This is a genomic window from Clostridium estertheticum, assembly GCF_018861295.1.
GTDB lineage: Bacteria > Bacillota > Clostridia > Clostridiales > Clostridiaceae > Clostridium_AD > Clostridium_AD estertheticum_D.
In genome coordinates this window covers 43,547-65,161 of record NZ_JAHLDM010000027.1, presented here as the reverse complement: position 1 = coordinate 65,161, position 21,615 = coordinate 43,547, and the positions used below count along the sequence as shown (strand labels likewise).

Here is a 21,615-nt window from a genome sequence, read left to right as displayed (position 1 = left end):
CCAAAATCATGATTTTAAAAAAGTAAAGCACCAACAATTTGTTGGTGCTAATGTTTCACTTATATCGGGACATTTTCAAAAATGCTTGACAGGAAAATTTTGAATTAAGATAAAAATCCAATTCATTATTAATAATAAATTGGATTTTAACTATTAAATTCTACTTTGAAATAATAGCTTGAACTCTGCCAACTTGGCCATCTTCTAACATAACTTTTATTCCTCTATGATGTACCGCTGAGTTTGTTAATATTCTTTGAACTACACCTCTAGTTAGGTTAGTTGTTCTTTGGTCCTTTTTTAATACAACATCTACTGTAGTACCAACTGGTACATTACTTCTTGTTTGTCCTCTGTTATCATTTTGCGTATTCATGGGCTTGTAGTCTCCTTTAATAAAATTACTTAAAAGCATATATGTGTTCTTGGATAAAATCTTTATTTACATAAGCTTATATAAAACAATACTCCATATACACTTGTTTTGTCAAAATAATTTTCATTTAAATAAATATTTTCTAATAACTAATATAGAATAAAACAAATTAGTATGGAGACCATATTATAGAAAATATTTTTTTGGAAAGGAGATATTATGATGATAGAATCATTATTATTCATACCTGATAATCTTTTAAACCCCATTATATCATCTACCTCTATAATAATTGGTACCATTTTAGGTGGCATTTTTAGTTGGTTTATAAATAAAAACTCTACCGCGCTATCAATTAAGACCCAGAGTAAAATCGAAAAGGCCAATAGAGAATATGCGGAGCAAAATAAAGCTTTAAAACTCAATGAGTATGCAACAATTATTCAATTAGATATATGTACAACATTATTTCAAAGCTTAAGAATGTTAAAAGAATTTGATGATCAAAATAAGATCAGCATCTATCCTATACCTATGAACTTTAATTATGCGCAGTCAATTGTGGCTTTAGCAAAAGATTTTAATCTGAAAGATATTAGTTATATTTATCAATTATATGGAATTATAGAAAAATTATATAATGATACAAAAGGTTATCATTATGATGAAAAACATTTTTTTTTAATAAAAGAGGATTATGAGATGTTCATCAAGAAAATTTATGGAAATAATTTCTTAAGAGTTTTAGAATTTGATATCGATATAATTACGTATGAAGATTTATATAACAATGAAATTATAAAACTAGGATATAAGAATGTACTTATTAAATTAGATAATATTACTCATTAGGCTCTATAATCATGTAAACTAAGATATATTATAATATTAAATAGTAATTTTGAACAAATTCTCTGTTATTTTATAATATTATATTGAAATTATCTAAGAACTAAGATAAACTGATTAGTAGAGAACACAACAAGTTGAGTTTGAATATATATAATGAAAATGTGGAAATTATAAATTGGAACATAAATTCTATAGTATCTACCATTCTTGATTTGCTGCCGAAGGAGGAAGAATTTATGTCAAGTAATAATATTGAAATGATGAAAAAAATTATTGAGGAAAAGAAAAAGAAAAGTTCTGAGCAAAGTGGACTTTCAAGAGCTACTAAGGTAATTGGTAAAAAAAGCAAAGCAGCAAGAAGCACTAAAAAAACTGGCGGTTTATTCGATAAATAAAATGTTATTTAGTATTCAAGAACCCCATTCATTTATGGGTGGGAGTTTCAGATAAATTATTTATAAGGTAATACCCAAACTTAATTAATATTAATTTAAAAATGAGCTCCTATTTTAGGGGGTTTATTTTTTTTGTATTTCTATTAAAATTCCTAGTGTAAATTATAATATCAAACTATGATTAAAGGCTAGTGACAAATTAAAAAGAGAAAAGTTAATATTATATTAAGCATAATATTAAGCATATCAAAATATTTATATTATATAAACAATAAAATTATATAAACAAAATAGGAGGGTTTTATGATATATCTTGATAATGCTGCCACAAGTTTTCCCAAACCAGTGGGGGTCTATTCCGAAGTATTAAAGTGCATGGAAAATTATGCTGCAAATCCAGGTAGAGGCTCTCATGATATGGTCATTGAGGCTTCCTCTAAAATTATGGATACAAGGCAAGAGTTAAGTGAACTTTTCAACATTCCTAACCTATTAAACATTGTTTTTACTTGTAATGCTACTGAATCTTTAAATATAGGTATAAAAGGAATACTAAAACCAGGAGATCATGTTATTAGTACAGTAATTGAGCATAATTCGGTTTTAAGACCATTAAATTACCTAAGTAAAAAGGGAATAACATTTACTCTTTTGGGTGTTGATGAAAATGGGTATTTAAATATTAATAACCTAAAAAAGAAGATACGTAGAAAGACCAAAGCAATTATAATAAATCATACTTCAAATGTGTTAGGAACAATCCAAGATATACGTTCAATAGGACAAATCGCAAAAGAATCAGGAATAATATTTATGGTTGACGCGTCTCAGAGTGCTGGCGTAATACCAATAGATGTAGTACTTGATAATATTGACTTATTAGCTTTTCCTGGTCATAAAGGATTATATGGGCCACAAGGTACTGGGGGGCTTTATATAAAAGAAGGTGTCAATCTGGATTCATTTATTCAAGGAGGAACTGGAAGTGATTCATTGTCAATGAAGCAACCTGACTTTTTACCTGATAAATTCGAAAGTGGAACCTTAAATACACCTGGAATAGCAGGATTGTATGAAGGAATAAGGTTCATTAAAAAAATTGGAATAGAAAATATAAGGAACCATGAAATTATGTTAGTGGAATATTTAGTAAATGAATTAAAAAAATTATCTTATATTAAAATTTATGGAGGAACTGATTATAAAAACAGAGGAGCGGTAGTTTCTTTAAACATAGAAAATGTAGATGCATCTGAAGTAGGAGATTTGCTTAATAAAAAAGGAATAGCAGTTAGAACAGGCTTTCACTGTGCATCACTAATACACAATATAATTGGTACAAGTCAAAGAGGCACAGTTAGAATAAGTCCAGGATATTTCAATAATTTAGAAGATATAGAAAACCTTATTGAAGCTTTAAAAGATATACATGAAAAAAGGCCCTTTTTATAGGGCCTTTTTTCATATATTATAGTACCGTTAGCAACGTTTGTTTTTTTCCACTACTAAAGCTGAAAGTGTTGGATTATTAAATAAGAGGGTTGCAAAATCTGCCGGAGTAGTATTGTTGGTCGAAGTAATTGCTGACATAAAATACGTGCAACAATCATTTTTATCATCACAATCACAATCACAATCACAATCGCAAACTATGAAACCAATTATAGTAGTTACTCCTGCAACTATAGAAGGAAATAACCATGGATTCCCAATTGCGGTTGGAACGGTTTCACCTTTGCAGCGTTTAAATAGTTGGAAGGAAAGAGTTACAGCCTCTGGGTCTGCAAATCCAGTAGTTCCAGCAAGTAAATTTGTTGCAAATTCAAACTTAATGCATGGGTCAGATAAATGTTTTGTGTTTATGCTAACCTCTACAAGGTTGGTAGTCACTGGTGCAGCAACAGTAGCAGCTCCTCTAACTGTTACTGTTTTTGCGATTCCAGTCTTACATTTTAATAAAACTTTAGTTCCTTCTTCTTTTTTATCCTCTTTTTCTTTTTTACAGCCACAATTTTTTTCATCTTGCCAATTACCTTTTGACATTGAATTCATATATTTATTCCTCCTAAATTTTAATTCGTTATATAGAGTAAAAGAATTCTAAATGTACTGTTTATAGGGGCGGATATATTAGAATTCTTATACTATAATGTATGAATTTGATCTGTAAATGTTCTAGTTATTTTAAACTTTTCTAGAATTTACTTACTCATCCTCTTCTTCACATTCATCATCAAACAAAGGCCTAAGTTTTTGATCTGGGAAAAATTTTGGAACTGGTGCCCTTTCAAATTTTTCACAAGGATTTTCTTCACACTCCTCTTCACATTGGCAAGGTACTGGGCAATATCCATATGCAGGAATTAATAGTTGAACAATTAGCTCACATTTTACAATAAGATGAAATCCTATTGTTACATCTAAAACACTTTCATCACAGTCATTCTTGCAAAAGTTTCCATCTAAACATTCTGCTACCAATTCAAGTTTTATAATATCAGAATCAAGATCACTGGATTTACCAGTTGAAACTGTTGTAGCAGATATTTGTGCTATTGAATCTGGACAATATAGTTTTGATATAACTTCTGTACGATTAATTTCATAAAACTCACATTTTGTTTCTCCATCACAATTTATAAACTCTGCATAAAATGAAATTACAAAGCAAACTATTACTTTCTTATAACTAGGATTTTTCTTTAATGGAATTTTCTCTACTGAAATTAGCTTTAAATTAAAATCCCTGCACCCTGTAAACACTCTTGGATTGTCAAGAGGGTCACTTCTTAATTCTGCATCTGTATCTACGGTATCTGGTCCGCACCCATAAACTAAGCACCTTTTAATTAAACATTGGTCAAATACTTTTGGAATTTCAACACATACCAACTCGGCTGGATCAGGAAGGTGTCCTTGTTTGTTAACTACACCAGGTCTTGCAATAAAGTCATTATGAGTAATAGACATATATTATCCTCCTTTTATGTTAAGTGATACACTCTTAATTCGTGTTCTCTATTTTATAATATGCAGGTACACATAAGTTGTGATTGATAAGTTTATTAATTCTAAAAAAAATTTACAAGTAAATTTTTTGATCTTCAAAAACTATATATTGTGTATATAACATTGAAATATTAACATCATAAAAGGCCCTTTTTAGTGGGCCTTTTTATTTACTGTAGTATTATAAGAAGAGCTAGTGGTTTTGTACTACCATAGCCAAAATGTTGCATTTTAAAAAAAACAGCTCTATTAATTACAATATAAGTTGTTACATTCCTTACTAATCCTCTTCACATTCATCATCAAACAAGGGTTTAAGCTTTTGATCCGGGAAAAATTTTGGAACCGGAGCCCGATCAAATTCTTCACAAGGATCTTCTTCACAATCTTCTTCACATTGACAAGGTATAGGACAATATCCATATGCAGGAATTAACAATTGAACAATTAGCTCACATTTTACAATAAGATGAAATCCTAATGTTATATCTAAGAAACTTTCACCACAATCGTCTTTGCAAAAAAAACCATCTAGACATTCTGGTACCAACTCAAGTTTTATAATTTCAGAATCATTATCACTTGATTTACCAGTAGGCACAGAAGTAGTAGATATTTGTGCTATTGAATTTGGACAATATAGTTTTGATATTACTTCTGTACGATTAATTTCATAAAAATCGTAGCTTGTCTCTCCTTTACAATCTATAAAATCCGCATAAAATGAAATTACAAAACAAACTATTATTTTTTTATAACTAGAATTTTTCTTTAATGGAATTTTCTCTACTGAAATAAGCTTTAGGTGGAAATCTCTACATCCTGTAAATGTTTTTGGGTCATTAAGGGAGTTACTTCTTAACTCTGCATCTGTATCAACTGTATCTGGTCCACAACCATAAACTAAACATCTTTTAATTAGACACTGGTCAAAAACTTTTGGAATTTCAATGCAAACTAATTCAGATGGATCAGGAAGGTATCCTTGTTTATTAACGATACCGGGTCTTGGAATAAAATCATCATGTGTAATAGCCATTAATTCTCCTCCTTTTATGTCAAGTGATACACTTTTAATTCGTGTACCTTAGGGTATATTATGCAGGTGCCTATTAGTTGTGATTGATATCCTTTTTTTACTAAAATTATTAAATAAAGCATTATAAATTCAATTATATATGGCTTCTAATATCCACTATTAGGTTATATATTGCTTTGTATTAAAATATAATTTCTATAAGGAGATGAGCAATATGATAATATGTAGTCCATGTTTATTATACGATGATGAAAATCATATATGGAAATTTTATGTAACTGATAATAGAGAACTAGTATATAGTATTATGTACAATGAAGATAAATGGACTAAAGAAAAGAAGATTGACAATGAGGTTTTAGATTTTGTGGTAAGCTTAGATATAAATAACAAAATTTGTATTGTATACAGTGTCAAAGTAGGAGAGCTTAAGTACTGTGTATGGGAAGTTAATAATTGGCTTGGAAAAACTATTTATACTTTTGAAAATAAAGACTATGAGATGTCAGAATTAACTGTTATTACAATCAATAAATCAATAAATATATTTTTCATTGCAAAAAACAACCTAAATAAAATTAACTGTTCTTTAATTCATTTATGTATAAATAAGGATGATAGTATATTTAATACAATAGATACAATAGATACAATACCATTTCAAAAGGATATTTTTTTTCATTATGAAGTACAGAGGTTAGCAAATGATAATTTATTTTTAATATTTATTACAGGAGAAAAAGTCGAAGAAATAATAAATTTTGCAGAATATAAAAATAATAAATGGAGTATTCCAAAGAGATTATATGGCATTATCGGTAGTGATGTTAATTTTTATACATTGTTACATTTAGAAAATATAAATATAATAAATTTGTCTAAAGAAGGCTCTTTATATATGTTAGAACATGTACTAATTGAAGCAGATGGGAAAATGAAAAGTTATAAAATACATGAAACTTCTTATAAACCAATTAACTTTTGTCTGGTTGAAATTAAGGGCATCCTTTGGTCAATTTGGTCTGAAGGTGAAAATGTTTTTGTCTCTTCATTTAAAGACAAATGGAGTGAACCCTTCAAATATTATACAGAAACAAGCGATGAATTTTTAATATACAAATATTTATCTTTAACCGATAAAAATAATGATATAAAGTGTAGATATATACTAGGAACAAATTCCTTTGAAATAAAGTTAGTATTACCAACCTACACAAATAATGACTATACTAGTGATATTTCAAAAATCAATAAAGTAGATAAAAAAGTAACATTAGATTCTTATGTTGAAAAAGCCCAAATAAATTTACAAGAAGAATTTTTGATTTTAAAAAAAGAAAACAGAGATTTGAAAAAAGAACTTATAGATTTGCAAATAAAATATCAACAAAAATTAAGAGTTATAGAGGAATCAGAGGATAATTTCTTTAGACTTACAACTGCAAAGAAAAAGGCTGAAGAAAAACTTTCTATAATAGCTGAAATCCAAAAAACTTCTATGGAAAAGTTAAAGGTAATGGAAGTTGAAAAAAAATCTAGTACTGTACTACTAGATGAATTAACAAATAAATCACAGCAACTTGCTAATGAATATGAGGGATTAAAAAAGCAGAAAATAGCTAAATCTAATGTTATAAGCGAATTGAAAAATAAATTGCAACAATTAACTAGTGAAAAGGAATCATTAAGGCAAGATTTAGATTTTGAAAAAAGCATAGGTATTGTAGATAGAATTTTTAAAAAAAGGTCTGAAAAATAAATATCATTTTAATATAAGAAACTCAAGATAAAATATTTCACTTTAAATAAGTAAGATGAATTTAGTTAGCACAATAGTAATATGTTTTCATATTATACAATATCCACTTATTCTATTTAATATAAAATCATTTATAAACTTGATTAGCAACAAGGGGGATGTACAAGAATATGCAAGTAGAAGAAACCGAGTATTTAGTTGTTTACCCAGGTCACAATACTACAACACTTCTGTACCAAAGACTTTTAAAGAAGTCTTGCAATGTTGAACTAGTATCAACACCAATAAAAATATCTTATGGTTGCAGTCTATCCATTAAATTTAAAGAAATCTATATTGATATTGTTAATGCTGAAATTCTAAAAATCAGTATAAAACCCAAAGGGGTATACAAAATTGTAAAAAAACCAAAATTTAATAACTACGAAATGATTTAGTTTACGTTTGTATTATTTTGGATTTGGGTTTTCCGAATCCTTTTTTTAGTTTGTGCATATTTTATGAAGTTAAAGCATATTTTCTATTAATAAGGCTAAAGGGTGTGATTAGAATGGATACAATTACAAGAAAAAAATTTTATTTTGTTTCAAATGTTAAAACTGGAACTTTAACTATAATTGACGGTCTTTGCAATACAATATTAAAAGAAATAACAGTTGGAAAAAGGCCATTCAAATTAGCAATAAAAGATAATAATACCATTGGAATTGCATGTGATGTAAGTAATACAATTTCTTTTGTTAATTGTAAAAGTTGCGAAATAAAGGAACACTTTATTTCTAATAATGGTAATTTACTAATAGATAAAACAAATCAAAAAATATATGTTTCAGACACCTCCGAAATAACTATATATGATATGAATTTAGATAAAATAATAAACCGAATTAGAGGATTTTCAGCAATTACCGATATAAAGCTTAACTCAGAAGGCGCTAAACTCTATGTATTAGATACGTTATTAAAAGAGTTAAGAATTTATAGTACTGATACTTATACACTTATAAATTCAATTCAAAATGTTGGTATTAATCCAATATGCCTTTTAATTTCAAATGACAATAAAACAGCATATGTTTCAACGAAGATTGATATATTAAAAATAGATATTGATTCAAACATTATCACTAAACTAATTCTTCCAAAAGGGTCTTTAATGAATGGAATGATATTAAAAGGAAATACCTTATATGCATCAAACTCAGGGCTAAATAGAATAGAATTAATTGATATTGATACTAATAAATCATATAAGTATATTCTTACCTCAAGGACTGAACCAACGGGGCTTTTTATAACTGATGACAATACTAAACTACTAATTACTAATAGAAGTTGCAATGATTATGGTGGAATTGATATAATAGATTTAAAATCAAATTGTTTGATTAGTTCGATTCTCATGAATACAATTAATAGTCAACCCTATGATATTATTTCAGTTAACCTTCCTTTTACATACGATCAACCAGTTGCAATTACTAATTTAAATTCAGATAGTAAACAAATAACAATATTAGCAAAAAGAATATTTGCATCATACAATGAAAATATAAACTTTCCTATTATAAGTTATAATTTACCTAAAGAAATAAATTCAGCTTACATTTATAAATATACAAAATTTGAACAAGGGGGAATAGTGCCATCCTCAGAATGCAGGAGATATATACCCTCAACATCTGAATTTTCAAGTATTAAATTTATTGCAAGAGTTAACTATATAATTTATTATCTTAAAAATAATACAAATAAATGCATAAATGGATTTTTTGAAAAACCTATAGATGTTCTTTTGGATATTCCCAAAGAACTTAATTTAAATGAGTTGGAGCTTAATATTAAAACGACTACCAAATTTATAAATAATCCAAAATTTTTGAATAATGTACTTAGCTTTGGCGTTAGTAGTTTAATGGAGTTAAAAGTAATAGGCGAAGCTGAAATATATCTTAATAATTTAAAAGAAACTGATAACTTCGAAGAATTTACTATTTTTGATGGCTCAATTTTTCCTGATGATACAATAATTCCTTTTTAAATATTATTAAATTTAAGATTTGTAGATTCTTATGATAAAAAGAAAAGCGAGTAGGTAGCAATAGAACTTAATTATTAAGTTTCTATTGCTCTTTTTCGCTTGGTTTTAATTCTTCTATTACAAATTTATCAAAATAAATTTCCTCTATAAAATTATTTTCATCAAAACTTGTTTTACGTCTTTTATTATATTCAGTGACATTGGGTTTCAGCCAATAAGGTGTTGAAACATCAAATTTGTAACATAAGTCTGTTATACATATTTTTAGATTTTCTTGGTAACTATCGTCTATTTCCGATATGGTAACTTCATCTCTTATAATTCTATTATCCTTTATTAATTTGCCCCAAATCTTTAACATCTCGGCCTCCTTACTTGTCTTTTTTATCAAAATATATATTTTATAGCCTAATATTTTTTGATAGTCCTAAGTTTATCATAATTATTAAATAAAGTCATGTTATATATTAAGCATATCTTATTTGTTTTTCATATTTTATGAAACAGTATAAGTTGATTATTTTTGTGAAATATTGCACATACTGAATTTAATATATCTTCTAAATATAATTTATATATTAGGTTTAAGTATAAGACATAGGAGGTTTAAAAATACATGGTAAATTTAGGTGTAATACATTATGCATATATCATTATCATTCTAATAATTACTATTATAATTTCTATGAAGAAAGATGTAATACTTCCATGTATTTTAGGAATTGGAGTAATTGGTTATATATTTACAGGAAGTATCCTAAGCGCTGTTCAAATTATATATAAGGCTATAGTGGTATCCGGAAAAGAATTTATTGAAATAGTTGTAGTTATTGCGCTAGTTAATGCAATGTCTAGTGCATTAAATGATTTGGGTGCAGATGAACTAATTATAAAACCTATAAGAAAATTAATGATAAACAAAACTATATCATTCTTTGTTCTAGGTATTACTGTAACTTTGACTTCCTGGTTTATTTGGCCAACACCAGCCATAGTTTTTATAGGAGCTCTAATGGTACCAGCAGCAATACAATCTGGATTGCCACCAGTATGGGCAGCGGTAGTTTTATGTCTATTCGGTAATGGTGTAGCATTATCAAGCGATTTTGTTCTTCAAGCAGCACCATCAATAACTGCGAAAACTGCAAACTTGCCTAATGCATTAGGAATAATTAGAAAATGTCTGCCATTTTGGGGCGTAATGAGTATAGTCACTATTACTATAGCATTTATACTCATGAGAAGAGACAAATCCACAGACATTAAAGATGAGGCTATAATTGGACCTAATAAATCGACACGAAATAACTTAATAGGTACAAAAATAATGGCAATAGCTACTCCTCTTGTATTTATAATAGATATATTTTCTATAAAAAAATTCAACTTCATAGGATCTGAATCGACAGCCCTAATAGGGGGAACAGCATCAATAATAATGATAATTTGCTCTATAATTAATACTAATTTTATAACATCACTCGGAGAAGTTACTAAATATATTAAGAGTGGTTTTGCTTTTGGTATAAAAGTTTTCGCGCCAATTATAATTATCGGTGCTTTCTTCTTTCTAGGAAGCGAAAGTACTGCCGTTAATATATTAGGTAACGGAGCTACTGGTATTCTAAGCGATATAGGGGTATATGCTGCAAACAAGATACCATTATCTAAGTACTCTGTGATAGGTATACAAACAGCAGTAAGCACTCTTCTTGGTCTTAGCGGTTCAGGATTCGCGGGTCTTCCGTTAGTTGGAACTTTAGCTAATACCTTTTCAACCACAATTAATATAGACAAAGAACAGGTTGCGGCATTTGGTCAAATAATTACCATTTGGATAGGTGGAGGAACTATAATTCCTTGGAGCGTGGTTGCCGCGGCTGGAATATGTAAGGTTGAACCTTTTGACGTTGCAAGGAAGAACATTATTCCTGTAACTTGTGGAATAGTTGCTACAGTAATATTAGCACTATTAATTTTATAATTATTAGTGCTAATATTTTAATTAATAGTGACCTATGCTTTAATTAATGGTAGCATGATAGATATACTAATACACTTAAGGAGAGTTTACATAAATGAATATTCAATTTTTCGGAACAAAAAAATGTTTTGATACAAAAAAAACTGAACGATATTTCAAGGAAAGAAATATAAAATATCAATTTATTGATATAAATATTAAAGGACTTAGTAAAGGTGAACTACAAAGCGTAAAAAGATCTGTAGGTTTAAATAATTTAATTAACACAAATGCAAAAGACTATAAAAAATCAAATTTAAACCAAATTAGGGGAGAGGAGCTTAAAGAAGAAATTTTATTGAAAAACCCTCAACTTTTTAAAACTCCTATAGTTCGTAATGGGAAAGATGCTACTGTTGGTTATGTACCAGAAATATGGACAACCTGGGAATAATATTACAAAGATTTAATGAACACTAAAGCAGGCAAAACGATGGCAGAAGAAAGACATAAATTCGTGATAACATATTTAGATCACTTCTTTAGAGAATGGGATTGTATTAAAGCAAATTAAAAGTTAAGGTGGATTAACTATTAGAGTTAATCCACCTCTTAAAGTAACTTAAATCCTTCTAAGTTCGTCTATATTAACACATAGAATAGTTGCTATTGTTTCAATTATATTAAAAGATGGATTTTTTTTGCTCCCTCGTTCTAGTTCTTCTAAATAAGTCTGTGATACATGTACACTCAAATTCTTAGATAAAGTTGATATATCTTTGCTTGTTAAAGATTTATTAAGTCTTAATTCTCTAATTTTAGCTCCATTAAGCATATAAAAACCTCCCTATATAGATATATAATACATATAAGCTGATATCTTTATTATACTAAGTTGTACAAGTTAAGTATACTATGAATAAAAGAAATAGCTATGTTATTATTATGGTTTTTTTATTAAGATTAGAAGCGAATTATAAAAAGTTACTAGTTATAGTGTAGTTCATTAACACAGAGTTTATTTAGCAGTTATAAAGTTCGTTCACATTTTGTTAACATATTCGCCATTCGTGTGCCATAATATATCTTTATTATATAATTAGGGTTAAAAATAATAGCATTAAAAAGAAAATAAGGTATGATTATTGTTGGTATTGTAAATACCACCAATTTTGTTTATATTAAATTTGTAATTAAGGAGAATTTTATATGATGGAAACTATTTTAATAGTTGATGATGAAGAAAGAATTAGAAATCTTGTATCCATTTACTTAAGGAAAGAACAATATAATATTCTGCAGGCTGAAAATGGCAGAGAAGCTATAAATATTTTTAATAAAAATACAGTAGATTTGGTTATTCTAGATGTAATGATGCCAATCATGGATGGCTGGGATGTATGTAAGGAAATAAGAAAGACTTCTAACATTCCAGTTATAATGCTTACTGCTAAATCCGAGGAAGACGATGAATTATTAGGCTTTGAATTAGGCACAGATCATTATATTACAAAACCTTTTGTTCCTAAACTACTAGTAGCTAAAGTTAAAGCAATCATAAGACGAACTTATAGCACTGAGAGTGTTGTAAAAGAAGAAGATAACTTTGATGGGCTTGTAGTTGATAATCTAAGCCATGAGGTTACAGTAGACAATGTCGAAATCAACCTATCGCCTAAAGAATTTGAACTATTAAATTATTTTATACTTAATAAAAGAATTGTATTAAGTAGGGAAAAAATATTAGATGCTTTATGGGGTATTGACTATTTTGGAGAACTAAGGACAGTTGATACAGTTATAAAAAGATTAAGAGAAAAGTTAGGTGAAAAATCTTACCTTATAGCAACAGTAAGAGGTACTGGATACAAATTCGAGGTGAGAAATGAAAAGTAAAAGGAGCATTACAAGAAAACTTTTCACTATAACTTCTATAGTTTTTGTAGTTTTTATAACTACTAATTTAATAGTTCAATCTGCATTTTTCGGGCAATTTTATATAAAATGGAAAAGCGATACTTTGTCGCATGACCTCGTTAAATTTAAAGATAAATATAGTTTACTTAAAACAAATGATGAGGAGACTAGCTTAATTAGTACTTTTGAAGATAAGAGTAGTTATAAGATAATTATAAGAGATAAAGCAGGTAATTTGAAATATCTTACAAAAACGGTTGACGCAAGAAAGGACTCTATAAAAGCAAGAATTATGGATCAACTAATGTCAACTCAAATAGAAACTGCAGGTGGAGTTGCTAAATTCAAAAAAGATAAAAAACCTTTGATCTTCCTTACCGATAACAACCTAGATCTGGAAGTAAGCGCAACCACCATTTCTTATAGTGTAGCTGGTATTTCCTATGATGAAAAAAAAGATGAATTTATATACGTATATACTTCATTACAACCGGTAAATGAAGCAGTCCAAGTTATTAAAGAATTTTACTACTATTTTTATATAGGAGCCATAGTAATAATTTTATTTCTTTCTTTAATCTATTCAAATATGATTGCAAAACCATTAATAAAAATAACTAAAACAGCAGGTAAAATGGCAAAACTTGACTTCTCAGAAAAATGTGTAGTAAAAAGTAATGATGAAATTGGAGCTTTAGCAACTTCACTTAACCTTCTTTCAGAAAATTTAAATGAATCATTAACATCACTTAAAGATGCTAATTCAAAGTTAGAAAAAGATATTGAAAAAGAAAAGAAATTAACAGAAATGAGGAAAGACTTTGTGGCAGCGGTCTCTCATGAACTTAAAACACCTATAACACTTATAGAAGGATATACTCAAGCATTAAATGATGATATTTTAGAAGGCGAGGAAAAACAATATTTTATAGATGTAATAATGGATGAATCAAGGAAAATGAACAACTTAGTATCTGATATGCTAAATCTATCTCAACTAGAGTCAGGAAATTTTAATTTGGTTCAAGAAGATTTTTATATCGATGAATTAGTAAAACCGCTTGCTAAGAAATTTTCATCCATGCTTAATGAAAAAGACATTAAACTTAGTGTAAATTTAGTTCAAAATATAAAAGTAACTGCTGATTGGAACAGAATAGAACAAGTCCTAACGAACTATATGACTAATGCAATAAGACATGTTAATAATGGTGGTTCCATAGCCGTAACAATGCTTGATAGAGAAGATAGTATCTGCGTAGAAGTTGAAAATAGCGGAAGTAAAATTGATGAAGCTGAATCGGATAAAATATGGGATACTTTCTATAAAATAGATAAATCAAGGACTAGAAAACTTGGAGGTACTGGGCTAGGGCTTTCAATAGTTAAAAATATAATATTACTTCATGGTGGTAGTTGTGGAGTCTCGAACACAGAAGTGGGAGTTAAATTCTATTTTATTTTAACAAAACGCTTGTGATATGGTAACTATTATTGTCTTACAAGTGAATAATTCTAAAGTTGGTACTGAATTAAAAATATAATAAGCAATATAAAAGGGTATGTAAAATGCTAAATCAAATTATTTTACATACCCTTTTTAGAATAGTTTACAGAAAGATTCGAAATAGGATTTTAAAACTGTTTTATATGCTTATTTTCAGAAAATGTTTAATATTACTCAAATATTTTCAGCTTATTAGGAAAGAAAATCATTATTGTAGTTCCAGAAGGTTCAGAAAACTGAACGCTTATATCTAATCCTAATTTTTCGCATAGTATTTTACATAGATAAAGTCCCATTCCCGTGGATTTCATATATGACCTGCCATGTTGTCCTGTGAATCCCCTATCAAAAACGCGAGGAATATCCCCCTTAGGAATGCCTATGCCATTATCATGAACATAGAGAATGGTTCCTGCTGCTAATTGTTTAGTATAAAATGAAATTATTAAGTTATCACTTCTATACTTGATTGCGTTATCAATGAGTTGTTTCAAAATAAATATAATCCATTTAGGGTCAGTTGTTACATCTGATTCTAAATCTTTCATTTGAATTTTACCGCTGCAACCTATAATATTCATTGAGCAGCTTTTTATTGTTTTATTGACTATTGATGAGAGACAAGTCGTCTCTATCTGATAATCTTTATAAAGTGTATTACTTCTGGCATAGTAAAGTGTTTGCTCAACATAACCTTCAACTCGATCAATTTCAGATTGTATTTGATGCGATATAGGTGATTTGTTATTTGCTATAATCAAATTGATTGCCGTGATAGGTGTTTTGATTTCATGCACCCATAATTCAATATAATCATGATAGTTTCGCTGTGATATTTTAAAGCTTGCGATATTATCATTCATGACCTTTGTTGAATCTTTCAAAATCTGATAAAAAACTTGGCCACTAAAAAAATGTGGTGCGTCAACAATATCAGTGATATATGTCTTTTCATCAAGATTCTTAAAAATTAAAAGCAGTTCACCGTAAAAATGCTTCATTCTGTAATAATCAAAGCATAATCCAGAAATATAACAAAAAAGCAATATGCCCCAAGTAAAAATAATAATATCACTTTTAACATTAAACAGGTATAGTATGCCAGTACTAATAACATAGGATAAAAGTACAAGAATAATTTGAATTGATTTTTCTTTAAGATAATTTATGATACTCATATCTGATACCCTTGACCGCGTTTTGTAATTAAATAATCGATTAAGCCAAAAGACTTAAGTTTTCGTCTAAGCCTCGCAATATTGACATTTAAGGTGTTCTCATCAACATAATCCCCGTTTTGCCATAGCTCATTCATAAGATCATCCCTTGAAATTATATTTCCTTTATTCAGTATGAGTAATCGAATTATACCTAACTCATTTTTTGATAAGTCTATTTCCGTGCCATCATAGCTCATTTTGCTTTTTAAAACATCTACGGTTAGGTCTTTATGGCTAAGTAAGATACTCTCAGGATTATCGATGGTTCTTTTTAACACAGACTGAATATGAGCTAGTAATATTTGAAGATTGTAAGGTTTCGTAATGAAATCATCAGCTCCAATGTTTAAGCTTAGCAATTCGTCCATGGGGGTGTTTCTGCTGGTGACAACGATGATAGGAACATGAGATTGTTTGCGTATTTCACGACATACTTGGAATCCATCCTGAAAAGGTAAATTTAAATCCAATAGTATTAAATTAGATTTTGATTGTAATACAATTTCAATAATATTCTCAAAATCTTTGCTATCAAAACACTCATAACCATATTTAGATAGAAAATTCTTTAGTTCTCTAGAAATTGTTGGATCATCTTCAATGATAAAAATCTTCATTTTACGGTCCCCTCTTTGGTATAGATATAATTAATAATGCCGCAAATATTGAATTACAGTACTTTGTACGTGATATAATCATAATGATTTACATGGTATATTGTACATAAAATTAGTAAAAATGGCAAGGAATCTCTGGTAACTAAATCACTTGGGTGCAATGAATCATCACCTAGGTTGCTGAAACCTTACAAAATGGTAATGCTACGGTAAGGTAAATCGATAGTTGAAAAAATAGAATAATGATAAAGTAGTGTAAGAGATAAACAAGGAGTGATAAAGATGAATACGATACTAAAAGTTAAAGATATTGAAAAAGTATATGGAAATAAAGGAAAAGTTACACATGCATTAAATGGTATTTCTTTTGAAGTTAATAAAGGTGAATTTTTGGGAATCATGGGTTCAAGTGGAAGTGGGAAAAGTACATTACTTAATTGTATCTCTACCATTGACACTGTTACATCTGGGCATGTATATGTAGATGAAGAAGATATCACTCTTTTAAGTGGAAGTAAGCTTTCCAAATTTCGTCGCGAGAAATTAGGATTTATGTTTCAAGATTATAATTTATTGGACACATTGACAGCATATGAGAATATATCATTAGCATTGTCCATTAATCATTGCCAAGTAAGTAGAATGAAACAAGAAATAGATGATGTAGCTTTGGCTTTAAATATAGAGAAAGTACTTAATAAGTATCCTTATGAAATGTCTGGAGGACAGCAACAAAGAGTGGCAGCAGCTCGTGCTATTGTATCTCATCCATCTTTACTTTTGGCGGATGAACCAACAGGGGCGCTTGATAGCAAATCTGCAAAAATGCTATTAAAAAGCTTAGAAGATTTAAATCGTAATCAAGAAGCCACAATATTGATGGTAACTCATGATGCTTATAATGCAAGCTTTTGTAAAAGAATTGTTTTTATTAAGGATGGGGAAATATTCAATGAGATATACAAAGGCGGTCACGACCGAAAAACCTTCTTTAATAGCATAATGGAAGTTGTTTCTGTTTTAGGAGGTGAGACTGATAATGTTTTTTAAGCTTATTTTTAAAAATGTGCGTAGGAGTATTAAAGACTATGTGGTCTACTTTTTAACATTGGCACTCGCGGTTAGTTTATTTTATGCATTTAATTCAATATCCTCTCAGCCAGGATTAAGCAGATTATCTTCTACAATGAAACAAATGACTGATACCATGAATCAATATATAGGGATTCTATCAAAATTTATTGCTGTTATTCTTGCTTTTGTTGTAGTATATGCAAATCAATTTATTATGAAAAGAAGAAAGAAAGAACTGGGAATGTATATGACCCTTGGCATGGACAAGTGGCGTATTTCATCAATTTTCGTAGGCGAAATTGTTTTGGTTGGTCTATTTTCTTTAATAGTTGGATTAGGTATAGGTATATTATTATCTCAAGGACTTTCATTATTGACATTGAAGGTATTTGCAACAGATGTGTCTTCATTCTCGTTGGTTCTATCTGTTACTGCTGTAAAAGAGACAATTGTTAATTTTGCTATTATTTTTGGGGTTGTTATGATAGTTAACACGCATTCGATTTTTAAAGTAAAGTTAATTGATTTATTGACAGCAAGCAGAAAGAATCAAGAATTAAGAGCTCATAACAAAGGAATTTCATTTTTATTATTTGCTACATCAGCACTTTGTATTATTTTAGGTATATATATACTTTTAAGTACTGGACTTAGCAAAGAAACACTACCTAAAGTTATGGTACTTATAGGGGTTGGTATTCTATTGTTTTATTATACCGCTTCAAGTGTAATGATTTCGTTTGTTCAAAAAAATAAACGTATCTACTTTCATGGATTAAATGCCTTCTTATTTAGGCAAATTGGTAGTAAACTTCAGACAAATTATCTTGTTATCACAGTTATTAGCGGATTGCTTTTGTGCTCGCTTGTAGTCCTTAGCTCAGGGTTTAGTATTATTGGTAAAATGAACAATCTGATGAATAAATCTATTCCTTATGATGTTACCATTGTATTACCTGGGATCAAGGATAAAGTAACGCCACTAGAAAAGTCCCAAAAAGATGGAGTCCATTTACAAGAGAATTTGAAGGATTATTCTGAAAGCGTTTTTTATGTTTCTGATTATACCTATGGAGATATATTTGCAGGGCAAGTTGTGAAATTAGCTAATGTGGATAAAGACTTGCCAAAATCTACAGTTCCCTTTATGTCAGAGACAGACTTTAATAAACAGATGGTGCTTCAAAATGAGAAACCAATTAGTTTATCTAAAAATCAATATCTTATAAATGCAACGTACAAGAACACATTGTCTTATGTAGATCATTTTTTAAAGCAACATAAGAAGATTAAGGTTGCTGGTCAAGAATTAACACTACAAAGGTCAGAACCTCTTAATAAGACAATTATAGCATTTGTACCTATAGGCGCAAATGATAAGGGAACAATTATTGTACCTGATGAAATTGCTTCAAAGTTAATACCAGATGCTTATTTATTAAACGGTCTTTATAAAGTAAATACGAACAAAGACCTATTGTATAGACAGATGAATAAAGCATGGAGTGATTCAATAGTGAATAAAAGCATTATCTATATGACAAAAGATGTTCAACAGGATTCCTATTTTGGAATATTTGGGGTTGTTGCATTTATATGTAGTTATATTGGTCTTGTGCTTATTATAATTTGTTTGGCAGTACTTGCACTGCAACAATTAACTGAAACTCAAGATAACAAAGAACGATATCACACCTTATCCAATATGGGTGCAGATGGGAAAATGATTTGTAACACATTGTTTCTACAGATTGGATTTTACTTCATTGTGCCACTCATTATGGCAATGGTCTTGTCTATGTTTATTACTAGAGCAGTACTAAATGAAGTCGAGTCATTCTTTCAAATGTCTATTGGACTAAATATGGGGGTAAGTTTTGCAATTATTATAGTCTTGTATATCGTGTACTTCATTGCAACTTACGAAAGTGCAAAACAAATCATTATTGAACAAACGATAAAATAAAGGAGTGTATAATATGGAAAACTTATTATTAAATTTAGGGGTATCTAAAGGAATTATTAAAACTATTGAGTGGTGGTCGCCAACCCTTGAAGGAATCGTAGTCATCATTGCTATAGTTATTGTTGTGAGAATCATTAAACGTAAGAAAAACAAATAAATTTATTTATAGCTCTCATCTTAAGGTAAGGTGAGGGCTATTTATTAATAGAGTATACCTCGCTTCCTCTTTTTGAGTATGATTTTTATTAATCACCACACCAACTATTCTTATTTCCTCATCGGTTTATTCTATCAAATGATTACCAATAATTATGGTTTTTCATCATAAAAATAAAAATAAACCATTCAATATAATAAAAGTTATATTGAATGGTTTTTCTTTTACTTTAAATTACGCTTTTTCACCCATTTTCTATATGATTTTTCTTGTTTTATGGTATACTTGTAATGTAAACATTATGTTTACATGTATAAAGCCTTTAAAAATAATGGTATACATAAGTATACAAAATAACATTTATAAATGTCGATAACTATTTAGCAATAAATTTACAAAAAAAATAATAATAAATGAACCCAGATAAGTATTTTACATGATATTATAAATATAATGATATTTTAATAGGCAGTAGCAATGTTTCAATTATAAATGGATTTAATTGTAAAAAAGATCGAATTAATTCTATAAAATACTGCTTTAAGAGAGGAAGAATAAGATGGATGCAATATTAAGCGTAAGAATAAGTGATGAGGTAAAACAAAAGTTTAATGAATTGGCTCAAAGTGAGGGAATAAACAATAAGGAATTTATGGAGCAAGTAGTTAAATACTATGAATTGAATAGAGCTAGAGAAGAAGACAGTAATATGTCATCAGATATAAATGAATTACAAACAATAACAAATAGGATATCCGATATATATATAAATATAGTAGAAAGAAATAACATTAAAAACTTAGGGGTTAAAAATGTCCATAAAAATGAGTTAATAGATAAAGATAAAGAAACACAAAAATTAAATGAAGACATCATTTCATTAAAAGAACAGAAAAAAGAAGACAATAAGAAACTTAGCTTATTTGAAAAAGATCAAGTAGATAATAAACATATAATTAAGGAATTACAGGAAAGTGCTAAGAGCTTGAAAACACTAAATAACATGCAAGGTGAAAAAATATTAAAACTAAGTGAAACCAATGAAAAATATATTAAATATAAAGATGAAATCTTAGTCTTAAAAACAGAACTTGTTAAACTAACAAATGATAATATACAATTCAAGCAGGATTTATCAAATAAAAATGAGGAAACTAGTAGATTAGTAAACCAGGTAAATGAATTAAAGGAAATTAGCAAGAATAAGATAGATGAAATAGAAATGAAAGCCAAACAGGATATTGACATTCAAAAGGAAAGAGGCATCTTTCAAATGGACAAAGAGCTTTTAAAATTAAAAGAACAGCAACAATTAAAGATACAGGAACTACAAGAAACTTTTAATGATAGAATTAATAAATTATTAAAAGAAAAAGAGGAAGCTGCGGAGAAATTTAGAAATATGGTTTCAGAAATAAATAATGCTCGAACTGAGCAGATTAGTATTAAATAAAAGTAGTATTATTGGTGGAACAGGTAATTATGAAAAAAACTATGTAAATAAATATTGGTTGGAAAAGACAAGAAATGATTTAAACATACATGATTTTAAAATTTTTTATAATGAATCTAAAATAGCCTTGATAAATTATTATAACTAATTTGGGGATTGTTGAGGTGAAAATCAAATTGGACCTGTATTGTTATCACTGGATTTTGAGTCTAATTTTCTATTGATTAATACTAATTATGCAAAATTATTAAAGATTGATGTAGCCCTTAA

Annotated in this window: 22 protein-coding genes; 14 read left to right on the top strand and 8 right to left on the bottom strand. The window is 28.6% G+C overall.

From position 1 onward, the window contains the following. Window positions 1-160: 160 nt before the first annotated feature. Entirely contained in the window at window positions 161-376 is a 216-nt protein-coding gene (locus KPL54_RS20915) for a YwbE family protein (protein ID WP_216108471.1), read from the bottom strand. A gap of 222 nt (window positions 377-598) precedes the next feature. Between KPL54_RS20915 and KPL54_RS20910 the strand changes: the two genes are divergently transcribed. From KPL54_RS20910 to KPL54_RS20900, 3 genes are all read left to right on the top strand, one after another. Continuing rightward, on the top strand, window positions 599-1,228 hold the full coding sequence (locus tag KPL54_RS20910; RefSeq protein WP_216108470.1) for a hypothetical protein: 630 nt from the start codon (window positions 599-601) through the stop codon (window positions 1,226-1,228). 236 nt (window positions 1,229-1,464) lie between these two features. Then, window positions 1,465-1,623, top strand: a complete 159-nt coding sequence (locus KPL54_RS20905) for a hypothetical protein (protein ID WP_216108469.1) — start codon at window positions 1,465-1,467, stop codon at window positions 1,621-1,623. A gap of 303 nt (window positions 1,624-1,926) precedes the next feature. Continuing rightward, on the top strand, window positions 1,927-3,075 hold the full coding sequence (locus KPL54_RS20900) for an aminotransferase class V-fold PLP-dependent enzyme (protein ID WP_216108468.1): 1,149 nt from the start codon (window positions 1,927-1,929) through the stop codon (window positions 3,073-3,075). 27 nt (window positions 3,076-3,102) lie between these two features. Here the strand turns inward: KPL54_RS20900 and KPL54_RS20895 are convergent, their stop codons facing one another. The 3 genes from KPL54_RS20895 to KPL54_RS20885 form a co-directional block, all read right to left on the bottom strand. After that, window positions 3,103-3,675, bottom strand: coding sequence for a DUF4489 domain-containing protein (locus tag KPL54_RS20895; protein ID WP_216108467.1), 573 nt, complete (start codon window positions 3,673-3,675; stop codon window positions 3,103-3,105). A 153-nt stretch (window positions 3,676-3,828) separates the two neighbouring features. Beyond that, on the bottom strand, window positions 3,829-4,593 hold the full coding sequence (locus KPL54_RS20890) for a hypothetical protein (protein ID WP_216108466.1): 765 nt from the start codon (window positions 4,591-4,593) through the stop codon (window positions 3,829-3,831). 319 nt (window positions 4,594-4,912) lie between these two features. Beyond that, on the bottom strand, window positions 4,913-5,671 hold the full coding sequence (locus KPL54_RS20885) for a hypothetical protein (RefSeq protein ID WP_216108465.1): 759 nt from the start codon (window positions 5,669-5,671) through the stop codon (window positions 4,913-4,915). Window positions 5,672-5,885: 214 nt separating this feature from the next. On the opposite strand from KPL54_RS20885, the gene KPL54_RS20880 reads away from it, so the two are divergent. From KPL54_RS20880 to KPL54_RS20870, 3 genes are all read left to right on the top strand, one after another. Further along, window positions 5,886-7,430, top strand: a complete 1,545-nt coding sequence (locus tag KPL54_RS20880) for a hypothetical protein (RefSeq protein ID WP_216108464.1) — start codon at window positions 5,886-5,888, stop codon at window positions 7,428-7,430. A 170-nt stretch (window positions 7,431-7,600) separates the two neighbouring features. Continuing rightward, window positions 7,601-7,867 (top strand): putative Se/S carrier-like protein, encoded by a 267-nt coding sequence (locus KPL54_RS20875; protein ID WP_171297061.1) that lies wholly within the window; start codon window positions 7,601-7,603, stop codon window positions 7,865-7,867. Between the two features lie 113 nt (window positions 7,868-7,980). Continuing rightward, on the top strand, window positions 7,981-9,471 hold the full coding sequence (locus KPL54_RS20870; RefSeq protein WP_216108463.1) for a YncE family protein: 1,491 nt from the start codon (window positions 7,981-7,983) through the stop codon (window positions 9,469-9,471). An 82-nt stretch (window positions 9,472-9,553) separates the two neighbouring features. Here the strand turns inward: KPL54_RS20870 and KPL54_RS20865 are convergent, their stop codons facing one another. Continuing rightward, window positions 9,554-9,832 (bottom strand): hypothetical protein, encoded by a 279-nt coding sequence (locus tag KPL54_RS20865; protein WP_216108462.1) that lies wholly within the window; start codon window positions 9,830-9,832, stop codon window positions 9,554-9,556. A gap of 255 nt (window positions 9,833-10,087) precedes the next feature. Between KPL54_RS20865 and KPL54_RS20860 the strand changes: the two genes are divergently transcribed. Then, window positions 10,088-11,455, top strand: a complete 1,368-nt coding sequence (locus tag KPL54_RS20860; RefSeq protein ID WP_216108461.1) for a hypothetical protein — start codon at window positions 10,088-10,090, stop codon at window positions 11,453-11,455. Between the two features lie 94 nt (window positions 11,456-11,549). After that, the gene (locus KPL54_RS20855) at window positions 11,550-11,888 is read left to right on the top strand and encodes an arsenate reductase family protein (protein WP_216108460.1); all 339 of its coding nucleotides are present in this window, start codon (window positions 11,550-11,552) and stop codon (window positions 11,886-11,888) included. A gap of 168 nt (window positions 11,889-12,056) precedes the next feature. On the opposite strand, the gene KPL54_RS20850 is transcribed toward KPL54_RS20855, so the two are convergent. Then, window positions 12,057-12,269 (bottom strand): helix-turn-helix domain-containing protein, encoded by a 213-nt coding sequence (locus KPL54_RS20850; RefSeq protein ID WP_171297056.1) that lies wholly within the window; start codon window positions 12,267-12,269, stop codon window positions 12,057-12,059. 374 nt (window positions 12,270-12,643) lie between these two features. Here KPL54_RS20850 and KPL54_RS20845 point away from each other — a divergent pair, with 374 nt between their 5' ends. Both KPL54_RS20845 and KPL54_RS20840 read left to right on the top strand, forming a co-directional pair. Further along, on the top strand, window positions 12,644-13,330 hold the full coding sequence (locus KPL54_RS20845) for a response regulator transcription factor (RefSeq protein WP_290444458.1): 687 nt from the start codon (window positions 12,644-12,646) through the stop codon (window positions 13,328-13,330). After that, complete coding sequence (locus tag KPL54_RS20840) at window positions 13,320-14,831, top strand: sensor histidine kinase (protein ID WP_216108459.1); 1,512 nt, start codon at window positions 13,320-13,322, stop codon at window positions 14,829-14,831. The genes KPL54_RS20845 and KPL54_RS20840 overlap by 11 nt, the downstream gene beginning before the upstream one ends. A 197-nt stretch (window positions 14,832-15,028) precedes the next feature. Here KPL54_RS20840 and KPL54_RS20835 read toward each other — a convergent pair whose 3' ends face one another. Further along, window positions 15,029-16,036 (bottom strand): sensor histidine kinase, encoded by a 1,008-nt coding sequence (locus KPL54_RS20835; protein WP_216108458.1) that lies wholly within the window; start codon window positions 16,034-16,036, stop codon window positions 15,029-15,031. Next, window positions 16,033-16,695, bottom strand: coding sequence for a response regulator transcription factor (locus KPL54_RS20830; protein WP_216108457.1), 663 nt, complete (start codon window positions 16,693-16,695; stop codon window positions 16,033-16,035). The genes KPL54_RS20835 and KPL54_RS20830 overlap by 4 nt, the downstream gene beginning before the upstream one ends. 282 nt (window positions 16,696-16,977) lie before the next feature. Between KPL54_RS20830 and KPL54_RS20825 the strand changes: the two genes are divergently transcribed. The 4 genes from KPL54_RS20825 (at window position 16,978) to KPL54_RS20810 (ending at window position 21,345) form a co-directional block, all read left to right on the top strand. Then, the gene (locus KPL54_RS20825) at window positions 16,978-17,745 is read left to right on the top strand and encodes an ABC transporter ATP-binding protein (protein WP_216108456.1); all 768 of its coding nucleotides are present in this window, start codon (window positions 16,978-16,980) and stop codon (window positions 17,743-17,745) included. Continuing rightward, window positions 17,735-19,735, top strand: coding sequence for an ABC transporter permease (locus KPL54_RS20820; protein ID WP_216108455.1), 2,001 nt, complete (start codon window positions 17,735-17,737; stop codon window positions 19,733-19,735). Before KPL54_RS20825 ends, KPL54_RS20820 begins: the two co-directional genes overlap by 11 nt. Window positions 19,736-19,748: 13 nt before the next feature. After that, window positions 19,749-19,892: a hypothetical protein gene (locus KPL54_RS20815; protein ID WP_216108454.1), complete on the top strand. Its 144-nt coding sequence runs from the start codon at window positions 19,749-19,751 to the stop codon at window positions 19,890-19,892. Window positions 19,893-20,451: 559 nt separating this feature from the next. Then, entirely contained in the window at window positions 20,452-21,345 is an 894-nt protein-coding gene (locus KPL54_RS20810; RefSeq protein ID WP_216108453.1) for a hypothetical protein, read from the top strand. Window positions 21,346-21,615 lie beyond the last annotated feature (270 nt).